At 62.3% G+C, this 21822-nt stretch carries 14 protein-coding genes, 1 tRNA gene and 1 pseudogene; 10 read left to right on the top strand and 6 right to left on the bottom strand.

Annotation, left to right across the window (positions count from 1 at the left end; translation table 11 throughout):
• Positions 1-102: 102 nt before the first annotated feature.
• The 3 genes from ACLD1X_RS14575 to ACLD1X_RS14565 are packed head-to-tail and all read left to right on the top strand — an operon-like array spanning position 103 to position 5988.
• Positions 103-1770: a VRR-NUC domain-containing protein gene (locus tag ACLD1X_RS14575; protein WP_429368709.1), complete on the top strand. Its 1668-nt coding sequence runs from the start codon at positions 103-105 to the stop codon at positions 1768-1770.
• Positions 1767-4055: an ATP-dependent DNA helicase gene (locus tag ACLD1X_RS14570; RefSeq protein WP_429368707.1), complete on the top strand. Its 2289-nt coding sequence runs from the start codon at positions 1767-1769 to the stop codon at positions 4053-4055. The genes ACLD1X_RS14575 and ACLD1X_RS14570 overlap by 4 nt, the downstream gene beginning before the upstream one ends.
• Positions 4056-4068: 13 nt before the next feature.
• Entirely contained in the window at positions 4069-5988 is a 1920-nt protein-coding gene (locus tag ACLD1X_RS14565) for a PAS domain S-box protein (protein WP_429368705.1), read from the top strand.
• Positions 5989-6106: 118 nt separating this feature from the next.
• Here the strand turns inward: ACLD1X_RS14565 and ACLD1X_RS14560 are convergent, their stop codons facing one another.
• Positions 6107-7255, bottom strand: a complete 1149-nt coding sequence (locus ACLD1X_RS14560) for a MalY/PatB family protein (RefSeq protein ID WP_429368703.1) — start codon at positions 7253-7255, stop codon at positions 6107-6109.
• A 347-nt stretch (positions 7256-7602) separates the two neighbouring features.
• Here ACLD1X_RS14560 and fdnG point away from each other — a divergent pair, with 347 nt between their 5' ends.
• From fdnG to ACLD1X_RS14525, 7 genes are all read left to right on the top strand, one after another.
• Positions 7603-10668, top strand: a complete 3066-nt coding sequence (fdnG, locus tag ACLD1X_RS14555; protein ID WP_429368701.1) for a formate dehydrogenase-N subunit alpha — start codon at positions 7603-7605, stop codon at positions 10666-10668.
• Positions 10669-11604 carry a formate dehydrogenase subunit beta gene (gene fdxH, locus ACLD1X_RS14550; protein WP_429368699.1) on the top strand — a complete coding sequence of 312 codons (936 nt, stop codon included), beginning with the start codon at positions 10669-10671 and terminating at the stop codon, positions 11602-11604.
• Positions 11601-12266, top strand: a complete 666-nt coding sequence (locus ACLD1X_RS14545) for a formate dehydrogenase subunit gamma (RefSeq protein WP_429368697.1) — start codon at positions 11601-11603, stop codon at positions 12264-12266. The genes fdxH and ACLD1X_RS14545 overlap by 4 nt, the downstream gene beginning before the upstream one ends.
• Positions 12267-12269: 3 nt before the next feature.
• On the top strand, positions 12270-13196 hold the full coding sequence (fdhE, locus tag ACLD1X_RS14540; protein ID WP_429368695.1) for a formate dehydrogenase accessory protein FdhE: 927 nt from the start codon (positions 12270-12272) through the stop codon (positions 13194-13196).
• A gap of 51 nt (positions 13197-13247) precedes the next feature.
• Entirely contained in the window at positions 13248-14678 is a 1431-nt protein-coding gene (gene selA, locus ACLD1X_RS14535; RefSeq protein WP_429368693.1) for an L-seryl-tRNA(Sec) selenium transferase, read from the top strand.
• Entirely contained in the window at positions 14675-16582 is a 1908-nt protein-coding gene (gene selB, locus ACLD1X_RS14530) for a selenocysteine-specific translation elongation factor (protein WP_429368691.1), read from the top strand. Before selA ends, selB begins: the two co-directional genes overlap by 4 nt.
• A gap of 4 nt (positions 16583-16586) precedes the next feature.
• A tRNA-Sec gene (locus ACLD1X_RS14525) sits at positions 16587-16682 on the top strand.
• Between the two features lie 119 nt (positions 16683-16801).
• On the opposite strand, the pseudogene ACLD1X_RS14520 reads toward ACLD1X_RS14525, so the two are convergent.
• From ACLD1X_RS14520 to ACLD1X_RS14500, 5 genes and pseudogenes are all read right to left on the bottom strand, one after another.
• Positions 16802-17092, bottom strand: a pseudogene (locus tag ACLD1X_RS14520) (type II toxin-antitoxin system RelE/ParE family toxin).
• Positions 17085-17330 (bottom strand): type II toxin-antitoxin system ParD family antitoxin, encoded by a 246-nt coding sequence (locus ACLD1X_RS14515; protein ID WP_429368689.1) that lies wholly within the window; start codon positions 17328-17330, stop codon positions 17085-17087. Before ACLD1X_RS14515 ends, ACLD1X_RS14520 begins: the two are co-directional and overlap by 8 nt.
• Before the next feature lie 78 nt (positions 17331-17408).
• Positions 17409-18731, bottom strand: a complete 1323-nt coding sequence (locus ACLD1X_RS14510; protein ID WP_429368687.1) for an OprD family porin — start codon at positions 18729-18731, stop codon at positions 17409-17411.
• 236 nt (positions 18732-18967) lie between these two features.
• The gene (locus ACLD1X_RS14505) at positions 18968-20446 is read right to left on the bottom strand and encodes a DUF1254 domain-containing protein (RefSeq protein WP_429368685.1); all 1479 of its coding nucleotides are present in this window, start codon (positions 20444-20446) and stop codon (positions 18968-18970) included.
• A 186-nt stretch (positions 20447-20632) separates the two neighbouring features.
• Positions 20633-21691, bottom strand: coding sequence for an alpha/beta fold hydrolase (locus tag ACLD1X_RS14500; protein ID WP_429368683.1), 1059 nt, complete (start codon positions 21689-21691; stop codon positions 20633-20635).
• Positions 21692-21822: the final 131 nt, after the last annotated feature.

The raw sequence follows: 21822 nt of genomic DNA, 5'->3' as shown, positions 1-21822 counted from the left end.
CCGCCCGGGAAATATTCCGTACAGCGCCGCCATCTATCCTTTTCCGATTGCACCGGGCAGGGGGGAACTGGTATCTGTACGCATAACCAGTACTCGCTCGCCATGGCCCATTTCCCCGTGACTGCAAATCCCCTCGACGATCCGTTCTATTACTTGAACAACTTCATGCAAGTGCTTGATTGGCTTGAGCAGCGCTTCAGCGATGTGCTGAGCGTCGAAGAGCAGTGCTTCATTGATGAGTTTAAGCGCTTGCCCCGCGAGTCGCAGGCACTGCTGGTCAGGATGGTGATGCGCAAAGGCGTGCATTTCAGGGCGAGCAAGCTGCATTACGACGAAATCGGCGATATCGGCACAGCCGCCGGCCCGCTGCTCGAACTGGGTTGGGCCGACGAGCATATGCCCATCACCATCGACGAATTGTTCGAGGTGCTGCTCAAGGCGGAAGTCCTCCAGACCTTCGCCACTGTCATCGATCAACCCAAAGGCAAGAAAGTCGATTGGCTGCCGACGCTGAGCGAGCAGTTTCCTCAGGCGCAAAGCTTGAACGACTGGTGCCCGTGGCTGGATGAGCGTCTGTTCAGCCTGACCATCATGGCGCTGTGCGACCGCCTGCGCCTGATGTTCTTCGGCAACCTGTACCAGGACTGGTCGGAATTCGTGTTGGCCGACCTCGGCATTTATACCTACGAAAAAGTCGAGTTCTGTGCCGAGTCCCGCGGCTTGCGCAACCGGGAAGACGTGGATGCCTGTGTCCTGCTGCACGGGTACCAGCAACAATTCGAGGCCGGGCAAGGGCTGGAAGAGGTGGTCGAGCGTATCAAGGAGCTGGTGCTGGACAATCCGTGGTTGCAACGGCGGCGCGGCAAGCTGCTGTTCCAGATAGGCCAGCATTGCGAACGCATCGCGGATTTCGCCATGGCCCTGGACCTCTATCGCGAATGTGCTTATCCGGGCGCGCGCTCGCGGCTGATTCGTGTGCTGGAGCGCAGTGGCGAGTTTGCGTTGGCGCTGGATCTGGCCACACAGGCCGAACAGGCTCCGGAAAGTGCCGCCGAACACCAGCAGTTGCTCCGTGTGCTGCCACGCCTGCGGCGCAAGCTCGGCGGGCCGCCGATCAAACGGGCAGCGCCTCGGCAAATGCAGCGTCTGGACCTGCAATTGCCCAGGACAGACCCGGCGTTAGCAGTGGAATTTCACGTTCAGGCGCATTTGACCCAAGCGTCGGCACCGGTGCACTACGTCGAAAACAGCCTGGTCAATTCGCTGTTTGGCCTGCTGTGTTGGCCGGCGATTTTCGCGCCTTTGCCGGGTGCTTTTTTTCACCCGTTCCAGCGCGGGCCGGTGGACTTGCTCAGCGAAGACTTCCATGAACGCCGGGCCGAACTGTTTCAGGCCTGCCTGGCCGAACTCGACGACGGGCGCTATAAGCAGACCATCCGCGAACGTTATGCCGCCAAGTGGGGCGTGCAGTCGCCGTTCGTATTCTGGAGCGTGCTCGACGAAGAGCTGCTGGAGCAGGCCCTGGATTGCCTGCCGGCCGAGCACCTCAGGCACTGGTTCAACCGCCTGCTGCTGGACATCAAGGCCAATCGCGCCGGCATGCCGGACCTGATCCAGTTCTGGCCGCAGCAAAAGACCTACCGCATGATCGAAGTCAAAGGCCCGGGCGATCGCCTGCAGGACAACCAGTTGCGCTGGCTGGAATTCTGTCATGAGCACCAGATGCCGATTGCCGTGTGCTACGTGCAATGGGCGGAGCAGGGCGCTTGAGCTACAGCATTGCGGTGCGGGCGCTGTGTGAGTTCACCGCCAAGGCCGGCGACCTCGATCTGCGCTTTACACCGTCGCCCACGGCGCTGGAAGGCATCGTCGGGCACCGTACGGTGGCATCGCGGCGCAGCGAAGGCTATCAAAGCGAAGTCGCCCTTGAAGGCCAGTATCAATCATTGACGGTCAAGGGCAGGGCGGATGGCTATGACCCAGGGCAAAACTGCCTGGAAGAGGTCAAGACCTACCGCGGTGACCTGAGCAAGCAACCGGCCAACCACCGTCAATTGCATTGGGCCCAGGCGAAAATCTACGGCTGGTTGATGTGCCGCAAACTGGATCTGCCCCGGATCAACCTGGCGCTGGTGTATTTCGACATCGTCAGCGAAAAGGAAACCTGCCTGGTCGAGCCCTTCGAGGCTGCGCAGCTGCAACAGTTCTTCGAGCAGCACTGCGCGCGTTTCCTCCAATGGGCGCAGCAGGAAGTCGCCCATCGCGACGGGCGCAATCTCGCGGCGCAGCATCTGGCGTTTCCCCACGCCGGTTTTCGGCCGGGGCAGCGCCACCTCGCCGAGTCGGTGTTCAAGGCTGTCAGTACGGGGCGCTGCCTGATGGCCCAGGCGCCCACTGGCATTGGCAAGACCCTGGGCACCCTGTTTCCCATGCTCAAGGCGCTGGCGCCGCAGCAACTGGACAAAGTGTTCTTCCTCACGGCGAAAACCCCGGGACGCAAGCTGGCCCTGGACGCCGCGCAGGTGATTCTGGCCAGCACCGATGCGCCGCCGTTGCGGGTGCTGGAGATGATCGCCCGGGACAAGGCCTGCGAACACCCGGACAAAGCCTGCCACGGTGAGTCCTGCCCACTGGCCCGGGGCTTCTACGATCGCCTGCCTGCTGCACGGCAGGCGGCCAGTCAACTGAGCCTGTTGAACCAGAGCGCCTTGCGCGAGGTTGCCCTGGCCCACGATGTCTGTCCGTATTACCTGAGCCAGGAAATGGCGCGCTGGGCCGACGTGGTGGTTGCCGACTACAACTATTACTTCGATTTCAGCGCGCTGCTGTTCGGTCTGGCCCAGGCCAACAACTGGAAGGTCGCGGTACTGGTCGACGAAGCCCATAACCTGGTGGAACGCGGCCGGCAGATGTACAGCGCCAGCCTAGACCAGGCGACCTTCAACGGTGTGCGCAAAACCGCACCCGACGTGCTGAAAAAACCGATGCAGAGAGTCAACCGCGAGTGGAACGCCCTGCATAACGCGCAAACCGGCGCCTACCAGGCTTACGACAAGGCGCCGGAAAAGCTCCTTCAGGCACTGTCATCGTGCAGCGCCAGCATCGGTGACTACCTGAACGATCACCCGCAAGGTCTGGACAGCACGCTGCAGGGCTTTTACTTCGATATGTTGCATTTTGGCCGGGTGGCCGAGCTTTTCGACGAAAATTTCCTGTTCGACATCAGCAAGCGCGACCTTGAGCGCAAGCGCAATCTCTCGCAGTTGTGCCTGCGCAATGTGGTGCCCGCCGGGTTCATCCGCCCGCGCCTGACGGCTGCGCGCAGCACGGTGCTGTTTTCCGCGACCCTCAACCCCCGGCACTATTACGCCGATTTGCTGGGTACACCGGCGGACACGGTGTGCATCGACGTCGAGTCGCCGTTCCATGCCGATCAATTGCAAGTGCACATCGTCAGCCAGATCTCCACGCGGTTCGTACATCGCCAGTCCTCCCTCGAACCTATTGTGGATTTGATCGCCAGACAGTTCGGCACGCGCCCCGGCAATTACCTGGCGTTTTTCAGCAGTTTCGATTACTTGCAGCAAGTGGCGCAGTTACTCGCCGAGAAACATCCGCACATCAGTCTGTGGTCGCAGTCCCGAGGCATGGGCGAAGCGCAGCGTCAGCAGTTTCTCGATCAATTCCACGCCGACGGCCAGGGTGTCGGCTTCGCGGTTCTGGGCGGAGCCTTTGGCGAAGGCATCGATTTGCCCGGTGCCCGGTTGATCGGTGCATTCATCGCCACACTGGGGCTGGCGCAGCTCAATCCGGTGAACGAGCAACTGAAGCGGCGCATGGCCGCGATTTTTGGCGCCGGTTACGACTACACCTATCTGTTTCCCGGCGTACAGAAAGTGGTGCAGGCCGCTGGGCGGGTCATCCGCACGCAACAGGATCAAGGGGTGGTGATGCTGATCGACGACCGTTTTGCCGAGAGCAAGGTCAAGCAGTTGCTGCCGCGTTGGTGGACTTTCCAAAATCCCGTTATGACGCATACTCCAGAGAGTCAATGAGGCGGTGGGATCAATGAGCGAAGATCGAACCAGGGTCAGTGCCATCGAAGACGGTCGCTTTCGGCTATTGATCGATGCGGTGATCGACTATGCGATCTACATGATTGATCCCGACGGCATCATCACCAGCTGGAATGCCGGCGCCAGGCGCTTCAAGGGCTATGAGGAAGCGGAGATTCTCGGCCAGCATTTCTCGCGTTTCTATACCGATGAAGATCGCCGTGCCGGCTTGCCCCAGCGGGCACTGGACACGGCGATTCGCGAAGGGCGCTTTGAAGGCGAAGGCTGGCGAGTACGCAAGGACGGTACGCATTTCTGGTCCCATGTGGTCATCGACCCGATCCTCGACCCGTCGGGTACGTTGCTGGGTTTCGCCAAGATCACCCGGGACCTGACCGATCGCAAAATGGCCGAGGAAACCCTCAAGCAAAGCGAGCAGCAGTTCCGCCTGCTGGTGCAGAGCGTCACGGACTATGCGATCTATATGCTTTCGCCGGACGGCCGCGTGAGCAACTGGAACCCTGGCGCCCAGCGCATCAAGGGTTACTTGCCCGAAGAAGTGATTGGCCAGCATTTTTCGATGTTCTATACCCCGGAGGATCGCGAAGCCCGCGAGCCACAACGGACGCTGGACATCGCCGTTCGTGAAGGACGCTTTGAAAACAAGGGCTGGCGGATGCGCAAGGACGGTACGCGGTTCCTTGCCCACGTCATTGTCGACCCGATCCGGGGCGATACCGGCACCTTGCTCGGTTTCGCCAAGATTACCCGCGATATCACCGAAGTCACGCAAGCGCAGCAGGCGCTGGAGCAAACCCGGGAGGCCTTGTTCCAGGCGCAGAAAATGCAGGCCATCGGTCAGCTCAGTGGCGGCATTGCTCACGACTTCAACAACCTGCTGACGGTGATCCTCGGCAATCTGGAAATCCTGCGCAAGCGGGTGACGGACGATCCCAAAGTAACCCGTTTGATCGACAATGCCACCCAGGGTGCCTTGCGCGGCGTGTCCCTGACCCAGCGCATGCTGGCGTTTGCCCGACGCCAGGAACTCAAGTCGGAACCGGTGCGGATACCGGCATTGGTGGAGGGCATTTCCGGGCTGTTGCGCAGCTCCCTGGGGCCTTCGGTGAAAATCGAAACGTGTTTTCCCGAGGGGCTCGAACCCGTGATGGCCGACCTCAACCAGCTGGAGCTGGCGGTCCTGAACCTGGCGACCAATGCCCGTGATGCCATGCCCGGCGGCGGGACCATCATCTTCAGTGCCAGAACCAATGAAGTGACGGACAGCACCAGCTCATCCCTGGCGGCGGGGCGTTATGTCTGCCTGAGTGTTGCCGATACGGGCGAGGGCATGGACGAAACCACGCTGGCCTCGGCGATGGACCCGTTCTTTACCACCAAGGGCGTGGGCAAAGGCACGGGCCTGGGGTTGTCGATGGTCCACGGCTTTATCGAGCAATTGGGTGGGCGCTTCATCCTCAAGAGCCGCAAGGGCCAGGGCACGACCGCCGAACTCTGGTTGCCGGTCGCCGCCAGCGGTTCGGCCGTCCAGCCGGTCGCCAAGGCGCTGGCCGTAACGGTGCCTCGCCTGTGCGTGCTGGTGGTGGACGATGACAGCCTGGTGTTGACCAGCACCAGCCTGTTGCTCGAGGACCTTGGCCACCGGGTAATCAGTGCGGCCAGCGGTGCGACGGCGCTGGAGTTGTTTGCAAGTGAACCGGATATCGACCTGGTCATCACCGACATGGCCATGCCGCAGATGAATGGCGCGCAACTGGCCAATGCCCTGAGGGGCATCCGACCGAACGTGCCGATCATCCTCGCCACCGGTTATGCCGAGCGGCTGGAAGGCTTTGCCACCCACCTGCCGCGTTTGTCGAAACCCTTTACCCAGCTCAATCTGGTGGAAATCATTGCCCTGGCGATGAAGTGACGCGGTGGACCTGATTACCCGGTGTTTGTAGGAGCGAGCTCGCTCGCGATGGAGTGTCAGTCGACACTCTCTCCGCTGACACACCATCGTCGGAACGCCGCCCGGAGCAAGCTCGCTCCTACAGTTGGCGCAAACTGCGCTCCATCCGTGCAATGCCTTCTTCCAGCAGCGACCGCGGGCAGCCGAAATTCAGGCGCACGAACTGCTTGCAGTCATCGCCGAAGTCCAGGCCGGCGCTCAAGCCGACTCGGGCCTGTTCCAGGAAGAACTGCTGCGGGTCGTCCAGCCCCAGCGCCGTGCAGTCGAGCCATGCCAGGTAGGTGCTTTGCGGCAGGTTCATGGTGATGCCCGGCAGACGGGTGCGCACGGCTTCGGCGAGGAAATCGCGATTGCCCTGCAGGTAGACCTTCAGCGCGGCCAGCCATGGCGCCGCTTCGCTGTAGGCGACACGGGTGGCTTCCATGCCCAGCGGGTTGACGCTGTCGACCATGCCGCACCGGGCGTGGTTGACCTTCTCGCGCAGGTGGCGGTCCTGGATGATCATGAACGAAGTTTTCAGGCCGGCGATGTTGTAGGCCTTGCTCGCCGACATCAGCGTGATGGTGCGCTGCGCGATCTGCGGGCTCAGGGTGGCCATCGGAATGTGCGTGCGGCCATCGAAGCACAACTCGGCGTGGATCTCGTCGGAAATGATCCAGGCATCGTGCTCAAGGCAAATCTCGGCAATGGCCTGCAGTTCCGCACGCGGGAAGGCCTTGCCCAACGGGTTGTGCGGATTGCTCAGCAACAGGGCGCCACCGCCTTGCAGTGACTGGCTCAAGGCGTCCAGCGGCGTGGTGTAGGTGCCATCGGCCTGCGCATCGAAACTCAGCTCGACCTTGTTCAGGCCCCAATGCCCGGGTGCGTGGCGCAGCGGCGGGTAGTTCGGAACCTGCACGACGACGTTCTGCTGCGGCTGCACCAGGGCCTTCAAGGCCATGTTGAAACCCGACTCGACGCCCGGCAGGAAGATCAGCTCCTGGGGCTCGACGCGCCAGGCGTATTTGTTCCAGAGGTCGGCGACGATCGCCTCGCGCAGGTTGTCCTGGGCCACGCTGTAACCGACCATAGGGTGTTCCAGGCGCTTTTGCAGGGCCTGGATGATCACCGGTGGCGCGGCGAAATCCATGTCGGCGACCCACATCGGCAAGACGTCGGCCGGGTAGCGGCTCCACTTGGTACTGCCGGTGTCGTGGCGGTCGAACACCTGATCAAAATCGAAAGTCATGCGGGGTCTCGTAACGGCAGGTTGGTTATGGCGCCATGATAATCGCCAACCCCCTGTAGGAGCGAGCTTGCTCGCGATGGCGGTAAACACTTTCCCTGTGGGAGCGGGCTTGCCCGCGAAGAGGTCGGCAGATCCAGCACGAGTGTTGGCTGACACTACGCTTTCGCGGGCAAGCCCGCTCCCACAGGTTTTGTGTGTGCTGCAGGATTGGGGCCCGACGGTCGGCTGTCATGGTGAATTCGACAGCATTGGCTACAGTTTGTAGTGTCGGCAGCCAGTCTGCCGCGACCGTGTTTGTTCGAAAAAGCCCGGCCATGTACCGGGCGCCACCTGATCAGGAGTGCACGATGGATCTCAGCCGTCGTCAGTTCTTCAAGGTCGCCGGTATCGGCCTTGCAGGCTCTAGCCTGGGCGCGTTGGGCATGGCCCCGACGCCAGCCTTTGCCGAACAGGTGCGTCATTTCAAGCTCGCCCACACCCATGAAACCCGCAACACCTGCCCGTATTGCTCGGTCGGGTGCGGCTTGATCATGTACAGCCAGGGCGATACGGCGAAGAATGTCGCGCAAAACATCATTCATATCGAAGGCGACGCCGATCACCCGGTCAACCGCGGCACCCTTTGCCCCAAAGGCGCAGGCCTGCTGGACTTCATACACAGCCCAGGCCGCCTGCAATACCCGCAGGTGCGCAAGCCGGGCAGCAGCGAGTGGACCCGCATCTCCTGGGATGAAGCGCTCGATCGCGTCGCCGACCTGATGAAGGCCGACCGCGACGCCAACTTCATCGAGAAGAACGCCCAGGGCCAAACGGTGAACCGCTGGCTGACCACCGGTTTCCTCGCCGCATCGGCGGCCTCCAATGAAGCCGGCTATATCACCCACAAGGTGGTGCGCAGTCTCGGCATGCTCGGGTTCGATAACCAGGCGCGTGTCTGACACGGCCCGACGGTGGCAAGTCTTGCCCCGACGTACGGCCGTGGTGCCATGACCAATACCTGGACCGATATCGCCAACGCGAATCTGGTTCTGGTGATGGGCGGCAACGCAGCGGAAGCGCACCCCTGCGGCTTCAAATGGGTGACCGAAGCCAAGGCGCACAACAAGGCGCGGCTGATCGTGGTCGATCCGCGTTTTACCCGGACCGCCTCGGTGGCCGACTACTACGCGCCGATCCGTACCGGCACCGACATCGCCTTCATGGGCGGGCTGATCAATTACCTGTTGACCGAGGACAAGATCCAGCACGAGTACGTGCGCAACTACACCGACGTGTCGTTCATCGTCAAGACCGGCTATGGCTTCGAGGACGGGATCTTCAGCGGCTACGACGCGGCCAAGCGCCTGTACACCGACAAGTCCGGCTGGGGTTATGAACTGGGCGAGGATGGCTTTGCCAAGGTCGATCCGACCCTGCAGGACCCACGCTGTGTCTATCAGTTGATGAAGCAGCATTACAGCCGCTACAGCAAAGAGCTGGCGAGCCAGATCTGTGGCATGCCGGTCGACGCCATGCAGAAGATATGGGAGGAAATCGCCACTTGCTCGCAACCGGGCAAGACCATGACCATCCTCTATGCGCTGGGCTGGACCCAACACTCGATTGGCGCGCAGATGATCCGCAGCGCGGCGATGGTGCAATTGCTGCTGGGCAACGTCGGCATGCCGGGCGGGGGCGTGAATGCCTTGCGCGGGCATTCCAACATCCAGGGGCTGACGGACCTGGGGCTGTTGTCCAACTCACTGCCGGGATACCTCACGCTACCCGGCGATGCCGAGCAGGATTACAACGCCTATATCGTCAAGCGCACGCAGAAACCCTTGCGCCCGGGGCAACTGTCCTACTGGCAGAACTACGGCAAGTTCCACGTCAGCCTGATGAAAGCCTGGTATGGCGCCAACGCCACGGCCGAAAACAACTGGGCCTACGACTACCTGCCGAAACTGGACATTCCCCAATACGACATCCTCAAGGTGTTCGACCTGATGGGCCAGGGCAAGGTCAACGGCTACATGTGCCAGGGCTTCAACCCGATTGCCGCGTTGCCGGACAAAAACCGCGTGACCGCGGCACTGGCCAAACTGAAGTGGCTGGTGGTGATGGACCCGCTGGCCACCGAAACTTCGGAATTCTGGCGCAATGTCGGGCCGTACAACGATGTCAAGAGTGCCGACATCCAGACCGAAGTCATTCGCCTGCCCACCACCTGCTTTGCCGAGGAGGACGGCTCGCTGGTCAACAGCAGTCGCTGGCTGCAATGGCACTGGAAGGGCGCCGACGGGCCGGGGCAAGCGCAGACCGACATCCGCATTATGAGCGAGCTGTTCGTGCGCCTGCGCCAGCGCTATCAGGCACAAGGCGGCAAGTACCCCGATCCGCTGCTCAAACTGTCGTGGCCGTACAAGATCCCGGATGAACCTTCGCCCGAGGAGCTGGCGAAGGAAATCAACGGCTACGCCACCACGGACTTCACCGACGCCACGGGCGCGGCGATCAAGGGCAATTCGCAACTGGCCGGGTTTGGCCAGCTCAAGGATGACGGCAGCACCGCGTCCGGCTGCTGGATTTTCTGTGGCAGCTGGACCGAACTGGGCAACCAGATGGCCCGCCGCGACAACAGCGACCCGTACGGCATGCACCAGCATCAGGGCTGGGCCTGGGCCTGGCCGGCCAACCGGCGGATTCTCTACAACCGTGCCTCGGCGGATTTGCAAGGCAAGCCGTGGGATCCGAAAAAGCGCTTGGTGTGGTGGAACGGCAAGGCCTGGGCCGGCACCGATGTGCCGGACTACAAGGCCGACGTGCCGCCGGAAGCGGGGATGAACCCGTTCATCATGAACCCTGAGGGCGTGGCGCGATTCTTCGCCGTCGACAAGATGAACGAAGGCCCGTTCCCCGAGCACTACGAGCCGTTCGAGACACCGATCGGCATCAACCCTCTGCACCCGCAAAACAAGAAAGCCACCAGCAACCCGGCGGCGCGGATCTTCGATTCGGTCTGGGATTCCCTCGGCGTGGCCAAGGATTACCCGTACGCCGCCACCAGTTACCGGCTGACCGAGCATTTCCACTTCTGGAGCAAGCATTGCAAGCTCAACGCGATTGCCCAGCCCGAGCAGTTCGTGGAAATCGGCGAAGTGCTGGCCAAGGAAAAAGGCATCGTCGCCGGCGACCGGGTGCGGGTCAGCAGCAAGCGCGGCTTCATTGAAGCGGTGGCCGTGGTGACCAAGCGGATACGTCCGCTGCAGGTCAACAATCAGGTGGTGCACCAGATCGGCATTCCGCTGCACTGGGGGTTCACCGGGCTCACGCGGCACGGTTACCTGACCAACACCCTGGTGCCGTTCCTCGGCGATGGCAACACCCAGACCCCGGAATCCAAGTCATTCCTGGTCAACGTGGAGAAAGTCTAAATGGCCAGCCAAGACATCATCGCCCGTTCGGCCACCACCACCGTCCCGTCCTCGGTACGCCAGCTGGAGGAAGTCGCCAAGCTGATCGACACCACCAAATGCATCGGCTGCAAGGCTTGCCAGGTCGCCTGCTCGGAATGGAACGAGTTGCGCGACGAAGTCGGCCACAACCATGGCACCTACGACAACCCGCAGGACCTCACCGCAGAAACCTGGACGCTGATGCGCTTCACCGAGCACGAGACCGACGCCGGCAACCTGGAATGGCTGATCCGCAAGGATGGCTGCATGCACTGCGCCGAGCCCGGTTGCCTGGCGGCGTGCCCCAGCCCCGGCGCGATCATCAAGCACGCCAACGGCATCGTCGATTTCAACCAGGACCATTGCATCGGCTGCGGCTACTGCATCACCGGCTGCCCGTTCAACATTCCACGGATCTCGCAGAAGGATCACAAGGCCTACAAATGCACCTTGTGCTCGGACCGGGTGGCGGTGGGGCTGGAACCGGCCTGCGTGAAAACCTGCCCGACCGGTGCCATCGTGTTCGGCTCCAAGGACGACATGAAGGAACACGCGGCCGAGCGTATCGTCGACCTCAAGAGCCGCGGCTTTGAAAACGCCGGCCTGTATGACCCCGAAGGCGTCGGCGGCACCCACGTGATGTACGTGTTGCACCATGCCGATACGCCACGGTTGTACGCCGGTTTGCCCGATCACCCGGCGATCAGTCCGCTGGTAGGGCTGTGGAAAGGCATGAGCAAGCCGTTGGCGCTGCTGGCCATGGGCGTAGCGGTGCTGGCCGGGTTCTTCCACTACGTGCGCGTCGGCCCGCAAATCGTCGAAGAGGATGAACATCCAGCGCCGCCGGACAACGCCGTGCACGAAGTCGATCCGTCGGTGCACACCTTCGATCCCCGTGGGGAGGGCAGGCCATGAGCAACAAGACGATCCTGCGCTACACCAGCAACCAGCGCACCAATCACTGGCTGGTGGCGATCCTGTTCTTCATGGCCGGGTTGTCCGGGCTGGCGCTGTTCCACCCGGCACTGTTCTGGCTGAGCAACCTGTTCGGCGGCGGACCCTGGACACGCATCCTCCACCCGTTCATGGGCGTGCTGATGTTCGTGCTGTTCCTCGGCCTGGTGTTGCGCTTCTGGCGCGCCAACCAATTCATCGCCAATGACCGCCTGTGGCTCAAGCGCATCGACCGGGTGATGCTGAACAAGGAGGAGGGCGTGCCGCCCATAGGCAAATACAACCCCGGGCAGAAGCTGCTGTTCTGGACTTTACTGCTGTGCATGCTGGTGCTGCTGTTGAGCGGCCTGGTGATCTGGCGTGCGTACTTCAGCGACTGGTTCGGCATCACCACGATCCGCTGGGCGATGTTGCTGCATGCGTTGGCCGCTTTTGTGCTGATCCTGAGCATCATCGTGCACATCTACGCCGGGATCTGGATCAAAGGCTCGGTCAGCGCCATGTTGCACGGCCGGGTCAGCCGCGGCTGGGCGAAGAAGCACCACGAACTCTGGTATCGCCAAGTGACTCAAGATGAGAGCCGTGACGAAGCTCCCGCGCGACCGATCACCAAAAAGGGCTGACCTTTGCCAACCATCCTCGAACCCGGAGAAATCGAAGCGGCGGCCAGTTCGCCGCCGTTTCTGTACATGCCCCCGCCCAACCTGTTCAGCCTGCGCGCCCAGCGCCTGGAAACGCTGGCCGTGGGGCACCCGCTGGCCGATTACCTGCACCTGATTGCCGGATTGTGCCGGGTGCAGCAACAGGTGCTGGACGACCCGCCACTCGGTGAGCCCCTCGACCGGCAACGCATCGAGTTGTGCCAGCAACACGGCTTGGCGCCGTTCGCAGCCGACAGCCTGGCGCGCGAAGACGATTGGCAGCTTTACCTCGATGCCTTGCTGCAGCGCTATGGCGCACCGGCACCCTCTGCTGTGGCCGACGCCGTGCAATCCTTGCGCCTGGCCGCTGCCGGGCAACACCGCGCCTGGGCGGTGGCGTTGCTCAGCGGCCAGTATTCGCTGGTGCCGGCGGCGCTGGTGCCGTTCCTCGGTGCGGCGCTGCAAACGGCGTGGAGCCACTGGCTGTTGAGTACGCCGAACCTGGCGCTGACTCCCGGCGACGGCCTCAGCCAGTGCCCGGCCTGTGGCTCGCCGGCCATGGCCGGGGTCATCCGCCATCGCGGCAGGCACAACGGCTTGCGTTACCTGGTCTGTTCGTTGTGCGCCTGCGAGTGGCATGTGGTGCGGGTCAAGTGCGTGTATTGCGAGCAGAGCAAGGGCCTGGAATACCTCAGCCTTGACGACGATCGCCATGCCGCCAACCAGGCGCCGTTGCGTGCCGAAGTCTGCCCCGGTTGCAACAGCTATCTGAAGTTGCTCTATCTGGAGAACGATGCGGACGCCGAAGCGCTGTCGGCAGACTTGTGCAGCCTGATGCTCGACATGCGCCTGGCCCAGGACGGTTATCAGCGTTTGGCACCGAATCTGTTGCTGGCGCCGGGAGACGAGTAACCGCAGCGTCTACACTCTGGCGCGACGGTCATTCGTTTTCAGGAGCGCCAGATGTCTGCACAGGGTGCCAGCCAACCCTTGCGTCTACCTTCCATCGACAGTTTGTTGCGCCACCCGGCGTGCCAGCCGTTGGCCGAGCGCTACGGGCGCGACGTCCTGCTGACGGCCTTGCGGCATTTGCTGGACGAGTTGCGCGAAGGGGTGCAGCAAGGTTTGCTCGATCCTGTAGAAATCAGCGCTGAAGTGCTGGCGGGCAGGGTCGGCGAACGACTGGCCATCGTGCATCGCAGCCATGTGCGGCGGGTGTTCAACCTCACCGGCACGGTGCTGCACACCAACCTCGGGCGGGCGTTGTTGCCCGAGGAAGCGATCGAGGCGGTGCAAATGGCTGCCCGCTATCCGCTCAACCTGGAGTTTGACCTGCGCAGTGGCAAGCGCGGTGACCGCGACGACCTGATCGAAGGCTTGATCCGCGAATTGACCGGTGCCGAAGCGGTGACCGTGGTCAACAACAATGCTGCAGCGGTCCTGCTGACACTCAACAGCCTGGGGGCGCGCAAGGAAGGGATCATTTCCCGTGGCGAACTGATTGAAATAGGCGGCGCCTTCCGCATTCCCGACATCATGGCCCGTGCCGGGGTGAAGCTGGTCGAGGTCGGCACCACCAACCGCACCCATGCCCGCGACTACGAGGCCGCCATCGGCCCGCGCAGCGGCTTGATCATGCGCGTGCATGCGAGCAACTACAGCATTCAGGGCTTCACCACGAGCGTGCCGACCGCCGAACTGGCGCAACTGGCGCATGGGCACGGCTTGCCGCTGCTCGAAGACCTCGGCAGCGGCAGCCTGCTGGACTTGACCCGTTGGGGGCTGCCCGCTGAACCGACAGTGCGCCAGGCGCTGCTCGATGGCGCGGACATCGTCACCTTCAGTGGCGACAAACTGCTCGGCGGGCCGCAAGCCGGGCTGATCGTCGGCCGCCAGGAACTGATCGCCAGGATCAAGAAAAACCCGCTCAAGCGCGCGCTGCGGGTCGACAAAATGACCCTGGCTGCCCTGGAAGCGGTGTTGGGTTTGTACCGCAACCCGGACCGACTGGCCGAGCGCTTGCCCAGCCTGCGCCTGTTGACCCGGCCGCAGGCCGATATCCTCGCCCAGGCCGAGCGCTTGCAGCCAGCCTTGGCCCAAGTGTTGGGAGAGGGCTGGAGCGTGCGCGCCATGCCGGCACTGGGCATGATCGGCAGCGGCAGCCAACCGGTGGCGCGGCTGGCCAGCGCGGCGTTGTGCCTGCGTCCGTTGACGTCCAAGCGCTTGCGCGGGCGGTTATTGTTGACACTGGAAGCCGCCTTTCGCGCCTTGCCGATTGCGGTACTCGGGCGCATTGACGATGACGCCCTGTGGCTGGACCTGCGGCAACTGGACGATGAGCCGGCATGGCTGGCCCAGCTCGATCAATTGCAGGTGGAGGGCCGGGCAGGGTGATTGTCGGCACCGCAGGGCACATCGACCATGGCAAGACGGCACTGCTCCAGGCACTGACCGGGCAGGCGGGCGACCGGCGCCGGGAAGAGCGTGAGCGCGGCATGACCATCGACCTCGGCTACCTGTACGCGGAACTGGAACCGGGAGCGGGCTTGACCGGTTTCATCGACGTTCCCGGGCATGAGCGTTTCACCCACAACATGCTTGCCGGGGCACAGGGCATCGACCTGGTGTTGCTGGTCGTGGCCGCCGATGACGGGGTGATGCCGCAAACCCGCGAGCACCTGGCGATTGTCGAATTGCTGGGCATCCCGCGGGCGCTGGTGGCGATCACCAAGTACGACCGGGTCGACAGCGCCAGGGTGCAGGTCGTGCGCGATCAGCTCCGCACCTTGCTCGCGCCCGGGCCGTATGCCGAGGCGCCGTTGATTGCGTTGTCGAGTGTGACCGGCGAAGGCATCGAGTCCTTGCGCAAGGCGTTGCTCGATGCCCAGCGTGAAGTGGCGCAACGCAGCACCGAAGGTGGTTTTCGCCTGGCGATCGATCGGGCGTTCAGTGTGGCCGGGGCCGGTATCGTGGTGACCGGTACGGCGTTGTCCGGCCAGGTCGCGGTGGGCGACACCTTGCTGCTGGGGCCACAAGGCAAACCCGTGCGCATTCGCGGCCTGCACGCGCAAAACCAGGCCGCCGACCACGCCGTCGCCGGCCAGCGCGTGGCATTGAACCTGAGTGCCGAACGACTGGCCCTGGAGCACATCCATCGTGGTCACTGGTTGCTGGCGGCCGGCTTGTACGCACCGACCCAGCGCCTGGACATCGACATGCGCCTGCTCCCCGGCGAACCCCGGGCCTTCGAGCATTTTCAACCGGTGCACGTGCACCTCGGCACCCAGGACGTCACCGGTCGAGTCGCCTTGCTTGAAGGCGCCAGCCTGCCCCCCGGTGGGCGGATGTTTGCGCAACTGCTGCTCAATGCACCGGTACACGCGGTGAAAGGCGACCCGCTGATCCTGCGCGATCAAAGCGCCCAACGCACCCTGGGTGGCGGCCGGGTGCTCGATCCGTTTGCACCCACCCGGCAACGTCGCAGCGCCGAACGATTGGCGCAACTGCAGGCGCTGGCGAACAGCGCAAGGCCTGAAGATGTGTTGCCGGCATTGCTGGCCCACAGCGACAGCGGGCTCGATCCCCAGCGCCTGGAGCGGCAGTTCAACCGACCGCGCAGCAGTTGGGCATTGCCCGCTGACGTGCGTTTGATCGATACCCGCCAGGGCGCGTTGCTGTTCAGTGCCAGCCGCTGGAAAGCCTTGAAGCTTGCAGTGCTCGAGCACCTCGAGCGTTTCCATCAGCTCGAACCTGATCAGATGGGGCCGGACCGCGATCGCCTGCGCCGATTCACCGGTAGCGAGATGGAGCGTTCGACGTTTATCAGCCTGCTCGACGAATTGCTGGCCAGCGGCGACATCGCCAGCAGCGGCCCGTGGTTGCACCTGCCCGGGCATCAGGTGCGTTTGAGCGAAGAGGACGAAGCCCTGTGGCTGCAATTGCAGCCATTGTTCGAACAGGCGGGTTTCGCCCCACCGTGGGTGCGCGACCTGGGGCATGACGAAGCGGCTGTGCGTGGGTTGCTACGCAAAATGGCGCGCCTGGGCCTGATGCACCAAGTAGTGCGGGACCTGTTTTACACCGACAGCATGATTCGCCGATTGGCGGCTATGCTGTTGCAACTGGCGGACGCCGACCCGGTGATCCAGGTGGCGGCGTTTCGTGATGCGGTGGGCCTTGGGCGCAAGCGCAGCATCCAGATACTGGAGTACTTCGACCGTATCGGCCTGACCCGGCGCTTTGGCGATCGTCGTCAGATTCGCCCGGACAATGCGTTGGCCCAGCGCACAGAGCTCTGATCAAGGAAGGCAATCGCGCCCGGTGGCGCGGCCGGGCTTCAAACCCGGTTGGGGACGGCATCCGTTCCCGGGCAGGTTCGACTCCGGCTGCCTTCCGCCAATCAACCCCTAAACTTACTGACTCAACCGAGTCCCCTGTGGGAGCGAGCCTGCTCGCGATGGCGGTTGGTCGAAGCAACGCATTCGTCCAGTTTTTACACGGGGTTGTGAAATGGATCGTCAGAGATTGCGCTGCGCTTCCATCCGATCATGAAGAACCCTGATGATCGCAATTCCGTACGCTGTGATGCGAAAATAGATCATGTGCCGCTCCACTCTGCAGCGCCGATAACCAGGACGGATAGTGTCGCAGGCCGGCGCCTTTTTCGGGCGCTCGGCCAATTGCGAAAATGCTGAGGTAAGGATGTCAATGTAACGATTGGCCTGATCCAGGCCCCATTGGCGAGCGGTGTAACTTCAGATTGCCTCAAGGTCACCCTCTGCGGCAGGCGTTAGACGATATTCAGCCATGCGCGGTTAACATTCTCTGTTTAAATGCAGCTGGATCGAATGGGCGAGGTTTTCCGCTGGATTCACCTTCGAGAAGGGCGGCACGGATCGTTTCAAGTTCAGCGCTGCGCTCCTGTTCACGACGGATCAGATCGCGAATATATTCGCTGTCGTTGGTGTAATGGCCCGCTTCTATCTGCGCTTTGATCCAGTTGTCTTGCTGATCAGTCACGGTGATGGTTTTTCTTACGGTTCCCATGATTGGGCCTCCACGGAGATGGGTGACTGTGTGCAAATTATCATACTATTGGTGCGGTATCATTTCCGCGTGCTTTCCTCAGAACCCCAGCGGGTACTGAATCACTACATACACCCGGTCGATGTCATCGCCGGCCTGGGCCGCGTTCGCCCGGTGCGACACGTGGGACAGTTGCAGCGACAAACCCTTGGCCGACCCGGACTGCACAACGTAGTGCAGGTCGATGTCGCGCTCCCAGTGCCTGCCCCCGGCACCTTGTTGCGGTACGAAGGTACCGGTCGCCGGGTCGAACGGGTTGTACGCGCCGCCTTGTGGCGCATGGGTGCCGTCGATCTGGTCGCCGGTGACGTAGCGGGTCATGAACTTCAGGCCGGGTATCCCGAAGGTGGCCAGGTCCAGGTCGTAACGAACCTGCCAGGAGCGTTCGTGTGCGCCATTGAAGTCGGCGAACTTGATCGAGTTGGCCAGGTAGATGGAGTCGCCACCGACAAAATCGAACGGCGTATCACCGTCGATTTTCTGATAGGCCAGGGTGAACCCATGGGCACCCAGCGTGTATTGACCCAACAGGCTGTACGCGGTGTTGTCGATGGCGCCGGCCAGCGCCTGGCCGGTGTCCCGGGTGTGATAGAGGTTGGCGTCGAGGAACACATCGGACTGCTTGAAATGCAGGTTGCCGTAGTACTGGTGCCAGGTGTCGGTCAACTCCGAGGCGTACAGCGCGCCGCCGACCGGACTTCGGGTAAACAGATCGGCGCCGACAAACGAAATGCCACCGGCCTCGGTGTTGGCGCCATAGCCAAAAAAATCGCCCTTGCCTGAAGCACTGTCCTGATTCTTGAACGCCGTGAAGTGGCCGGCTTGCAGGTTCATGCCTTCGATTTCGCGGCTGTTGAGCAGAAAGCCGGTGGCGTACTCCGGTTGCAGGCGTTTGTCCGCGGTGTCGAATACCGGGGACTCGACCATCATTTCGCCAAACGCCAGGGTGGTTTTCGAGGCCTTGAGCTTGATCGCGCCGCCACCGCTGGAGTAGTCGCTTTCACTGCGGCCATCACTGCCCACCGGCAGCAAACCGGTGCCGGAATGGCCCTTGCCGCCATCGAGTTTCAAGCCCAGAAAGGCATGGGCATCCAGGCCGAAGCCGAGCGTGCCTGGTGTGAAACCGGATTCAAAAGCACCGATAAAGCCCTGAGCCCACTCGGCTTTATAGTTCTTGCCGGTCGGCGAGGGGGATCGATAGTCGCTGTTCAGATAGAAGTTTCGGCTCAGCACATCAAGCTTCGCGCCCTCGACAAAGCCCTGCGCCGGTTCATCCGCGACCGCGATCCCGGCCGTACCGGCGAGCAGCACCGATAGCCAGAGCGGTAATCCGGCCATGAGGTCTTGCAAGTCACACTTCATCAATCGTTTACCTCAATGCGGGAGACGATGCACCGTAGGAGCGAGCTCGCTCGCGATGGTCTCAAACGCGCCGCGTTTAACCAGTAAACAGGCGTTATCGTTAACGACCATCGCGAGCGAGCGCGCTCCTGCAGCAATCCTGGGGAGCAGTGAGGACATGATGGTTACGCAGATCGGGCCGGGGATATTGAATCGGTGTGCTGTCTTTGAACGACGCGTGCAGGGAGCGAGCCGGATCAGTTCATTTTGGCCACGGCCGGTGGGGTCCATTGGCCATCGAGTGCGTCGGATTCCGGCCAGTAGGCGCGGATGTACAGCGAAAAGTTGGCGTCCTTCGGTGAGGGCAGCCAGTTGCTCTCCTTGTCCTTGCCCGGTGATTCACTTTGCACATAAAGGGTCAGCGAGCCATCAGGATTGGTTTGCAGGGACTTGTTCTTGGTGCCGATGGAATAGCGCTTGAGGGCATTGGGGGCAAAGAAGTGTTGTTCGTTGTACAGCGTCAGCGACCAGAAGCCCCTGACCGGCGGCATATCGCGCTTGGCGAATGTCACGCTGTAGCTGTACCGGCCGTTGAGGCGCAGGCCGTTCTCGTCCAGGTCCTGGTAGAAGTACTTGGTCTCTTTCTGCCGGTTCACGAATATGTTCGAACGCGCCACGGCGGTACGGCTGAAATAATCGGTGCCGAACGCTGCGCCATTGCTCACCGTGCTCCAGTGATTGGGCAATTGCAGGCCAAAGTTACGGAACTGCAGCAGCGGGTCGATCACTTCGCTGTCGGCCTTTTTCGCCTCGTCGATCATCGCTGCCCGAAGTAGCGGGTCGGCCTTGGCGACAGCCGCAAGGGCAGCCATTTGCGCGTAGCGGGTTTCTTCGCCCGGCAATGGCTTGGCGTCCTTGAGCAGGGCCGGCAGTTCGTCGAAGAATTTCTCCGGTTCAACCCATCGGGTTTCTGCGTTGCCATTGGCAGTCGGGGCCGGGAATTTCGGTTGTTTGCTCCAGTCGCGTCGCTTGGCCTTGCCGTCGTATTGCGACAGCGGGTACATGTCGATGCCCGACAGCGCCGGTTGTATGGCCAGGCGGTCGGTGCCGGTGTCGTCCTGGAAGACCCGCGGAATCACGAACCCGGTGTTGGTGCGTGAGCGGTACACCCGGGTGATGCCGGGCGGCACCTTGCCGTTCCAGTCCGGGCCGACCAACAGGTAGAAACCTGGCTGGGTGTTATACATTTTGCCCAGCTCGGCGAAGCTGTCCGAACGCAGGTCCACCACCTGATACACCCAGAAGCGGCCGTCGAAGTCTGGCACTTGCAGCACCACCGGCTCAATGTCCAGGGCGATGCTGCCGGCGCCGTACACCACGTCCTGGTTCGGACAGGCCACCAGTCGCTGGGCCGGATCGATGTAGTCACTGAGCATCGATAACCGGTTGATCGGGGCCACGGGCACAATGCCACCCATCAAGCCGGGCGCGGGCAGGTCCTTGAACGCCTGGCGACGATTGAAAATATTGGCCATCGGCCAGCCCCAGAAATACGCCTCGCGCGCCAACATGCGTACGTACGGCTCAGTCACTTTGGTGCCGGCGACGGGGCCCGGGACCGGGCTGGCGACGGCGGTTTCGACGGCACGCTTCTGCGCGCCCATCAAGGGGGTGGCGGCGAGCGCACTGGCGAAAGCCAGGGCAAAGAAGGCATGTCGGCGGGGCAGACGAATCATAAAGCGTCCTTACCTGATAGCCGTCACCTGATGCAGGCGGGTTGCTGAAAAGATAGCTCACGTTTGCCGTGGCGATGGGGGAAGGGAGGCTCCCCGTCGGCCGCAAAAAAAACGGCTCGTTTTCGCAAACGAGCCGCAAGGGGGAGGTTGTTGTGTGGAGGAGACGCGCGTAAACCGCATCAGCCCTCAAAGATGATCTGCGTCGATCACAGCCTTGGCGAACGCCTGCGGAGCTTCCTGCGGCAGGTTGTGGCCGATGCCGCCGTTGATCAACCGGAACTCGTATTTGCCGGTGAAGCGCTTGGCATAGTCTTCGGGCGCAGGGTGCGGTGCGCCATTGGCATCGCCTTCCAGGGTAATGGTCGGCACGCTGATGGACGGTGCCGTGGCCAGTTTCTGCTCCAGAGCATCGTATCGGCTTTCGCCCTCGACCAGGCCCAGGCGCCAGCGATAGTTGAACACGGTGATGTCGACATGGTCCGGGTTGTCCAGGGCCTTGGCGCTGCGGTCGAAGGTGGCGTCATCGAAGGCCCATTTCGGCGAAGCCAGTTGCCAGATCAGCTTGGCGAAGTCGTGGGTGTTTCTCTCGTAACCGGCCTGGCCGCGGTCAGTGGCGAAGTAGAACTGATACCACCACTGCAATTCCGCCTTGGGTGGCAGCGGGTTCTTGCCGGCCGCCTGGTTGCCGATCAGGTAACCGCTGACCGAGACCAGTGCCTTGACACGCTCCGGCCACAGCGCCGAGACAATGTCGGCCGAGCGCGCACCCCAGTCATAACCACCGAGCACCGCTTTTTGGATCTTCAACGCGTCCATGAAGTCGATGACATCACTGGCAAGCGCCGCTGGCTGGCCGTTGCGCAGGGTTTTTTCGGACAGGAAACGCGTATCACCATAGCCGCGCGCATAGGGCATCAACACCCGATAACCCTTGGCCGCCAGCAACGGCGCGACTTCGTCATAACTGTGTATGTCGTACGGCCAGCCGTGCAGCAGGATCACCACCGGCCCGTTGGCCGGGCCGGTTTCGGCGTACGCAACGTCCAGCAGTCCGGCGTTGATATGCTTGAGCGGACCGAAAGGCAAGGACGCCGCCTGTGTGGCTGGGGTCGCCGCTGGCTGCTCGGTGGTGGCCGTTTGTGCATGGGCCGCGCCGAGCACGCCGAACAGTGCAAGCGCGAGGATCGAAGGGCCGACCAGGCGGCAGCGAGTGTTGCCAGGGTTGTTGCGCAGTGCCTTCTTCATGGGATGCCTCCATACGAGCCATGGGTCGGGGTCCCGTCTGAACCCCTTCAAACCTTGCTTGCATTGAAACGCGCCAACGTATCCGGCCTGTGTCGAATCGCAGGCCGGATGAAAGTCAGTGTATCGGGTAG

The organism is Pseudomonas sp. 18173 (assembly GCF_050432945.1).
In the GTDB taxonomy this organism is placed as follows: domain Bacteria; phylum Pseudomonadota; class Gammaproteobacteria; order Pseudomonadales; family Pseudomonadaceae; genus Aquipseudomonas.
Note: the sequence above shows the minus strand (reverse complement) of the source record. Positions and strands in the feature narration are given on the sequence as shown.

Bases quoted from the DNA above. Each gene is read 5' to 3' on its own strand.
- ACLD1X_RS14575 (WP_429368709.1), top strand. From the start codon at position 103: ATGGCCCATTTCCCCGTGACTGCAAATCCCCTCGACGATCCGTTCTAT.
- ACLD1X_RS14565 (WP_429368705.1), top strand. From the start codon at position 4,069: ATGAGCGAAGATCGAACCAGGGTCAGTGCCATCGAAGACGGTCGCTTT.
- ACLD1X_RS14560 (WP_429368703.1), bottom strand. From the start codon at position 7,255: ATGACTTTCGATTTTGATCAGGTGTTCGACCGCCACGACACCGGCAGT.
- fdxH (WP_429368699.1), top strand. From the start codon at position 10,669: ATGGCCAGCCAAGACATCATCGCCCGTTCGGCCACCACCACCGTCCCG.
- ACLD1X_RS14545 (WP_429368697.1), top strand. From the start codon at position 11,601: ATGAGCAACAAGACGATCCTGCGCTACACCAGCAACCAGCGCACCAAT.
- selA (WP_429368693.1), top strand. From the start codon at position 13,248: ATGTCTGCACAGGGTGCCAGCCAACCCTTGCGTCTACCTTCCATCGAC.
- ACLD1X_RS14515 (WP_429368689.1), bottom strand. From the start codon at position 17,330: ATGGGAACCGTAAGAAAAACCATCACCGTGACTGATCAGCAAGACAAC.
- ACLD1X_RS14510 (WP_429368687.1), bottom strand. From the start codon at position 18,731: ATGAAGTGTGACTTGCAAGACCTCATGGCCGGATTACCGCTCTGGCTA.
- ACLD1X_RS14505 (WP_429368685.1), bottom strand. From the start codon at position 20,446: ATGATTCGTCTGCCCCGCCGACATGCCTTCTTTGCCCTGGCTTTCGCC.
- ACLD1X_RS14500 (WP_429368683.1), bottom strand. From the start codon at position 21,691: ATGAAGAAGGCACTGCGCAACAACCCTGGCAACACTCGCTGCCGCCTG.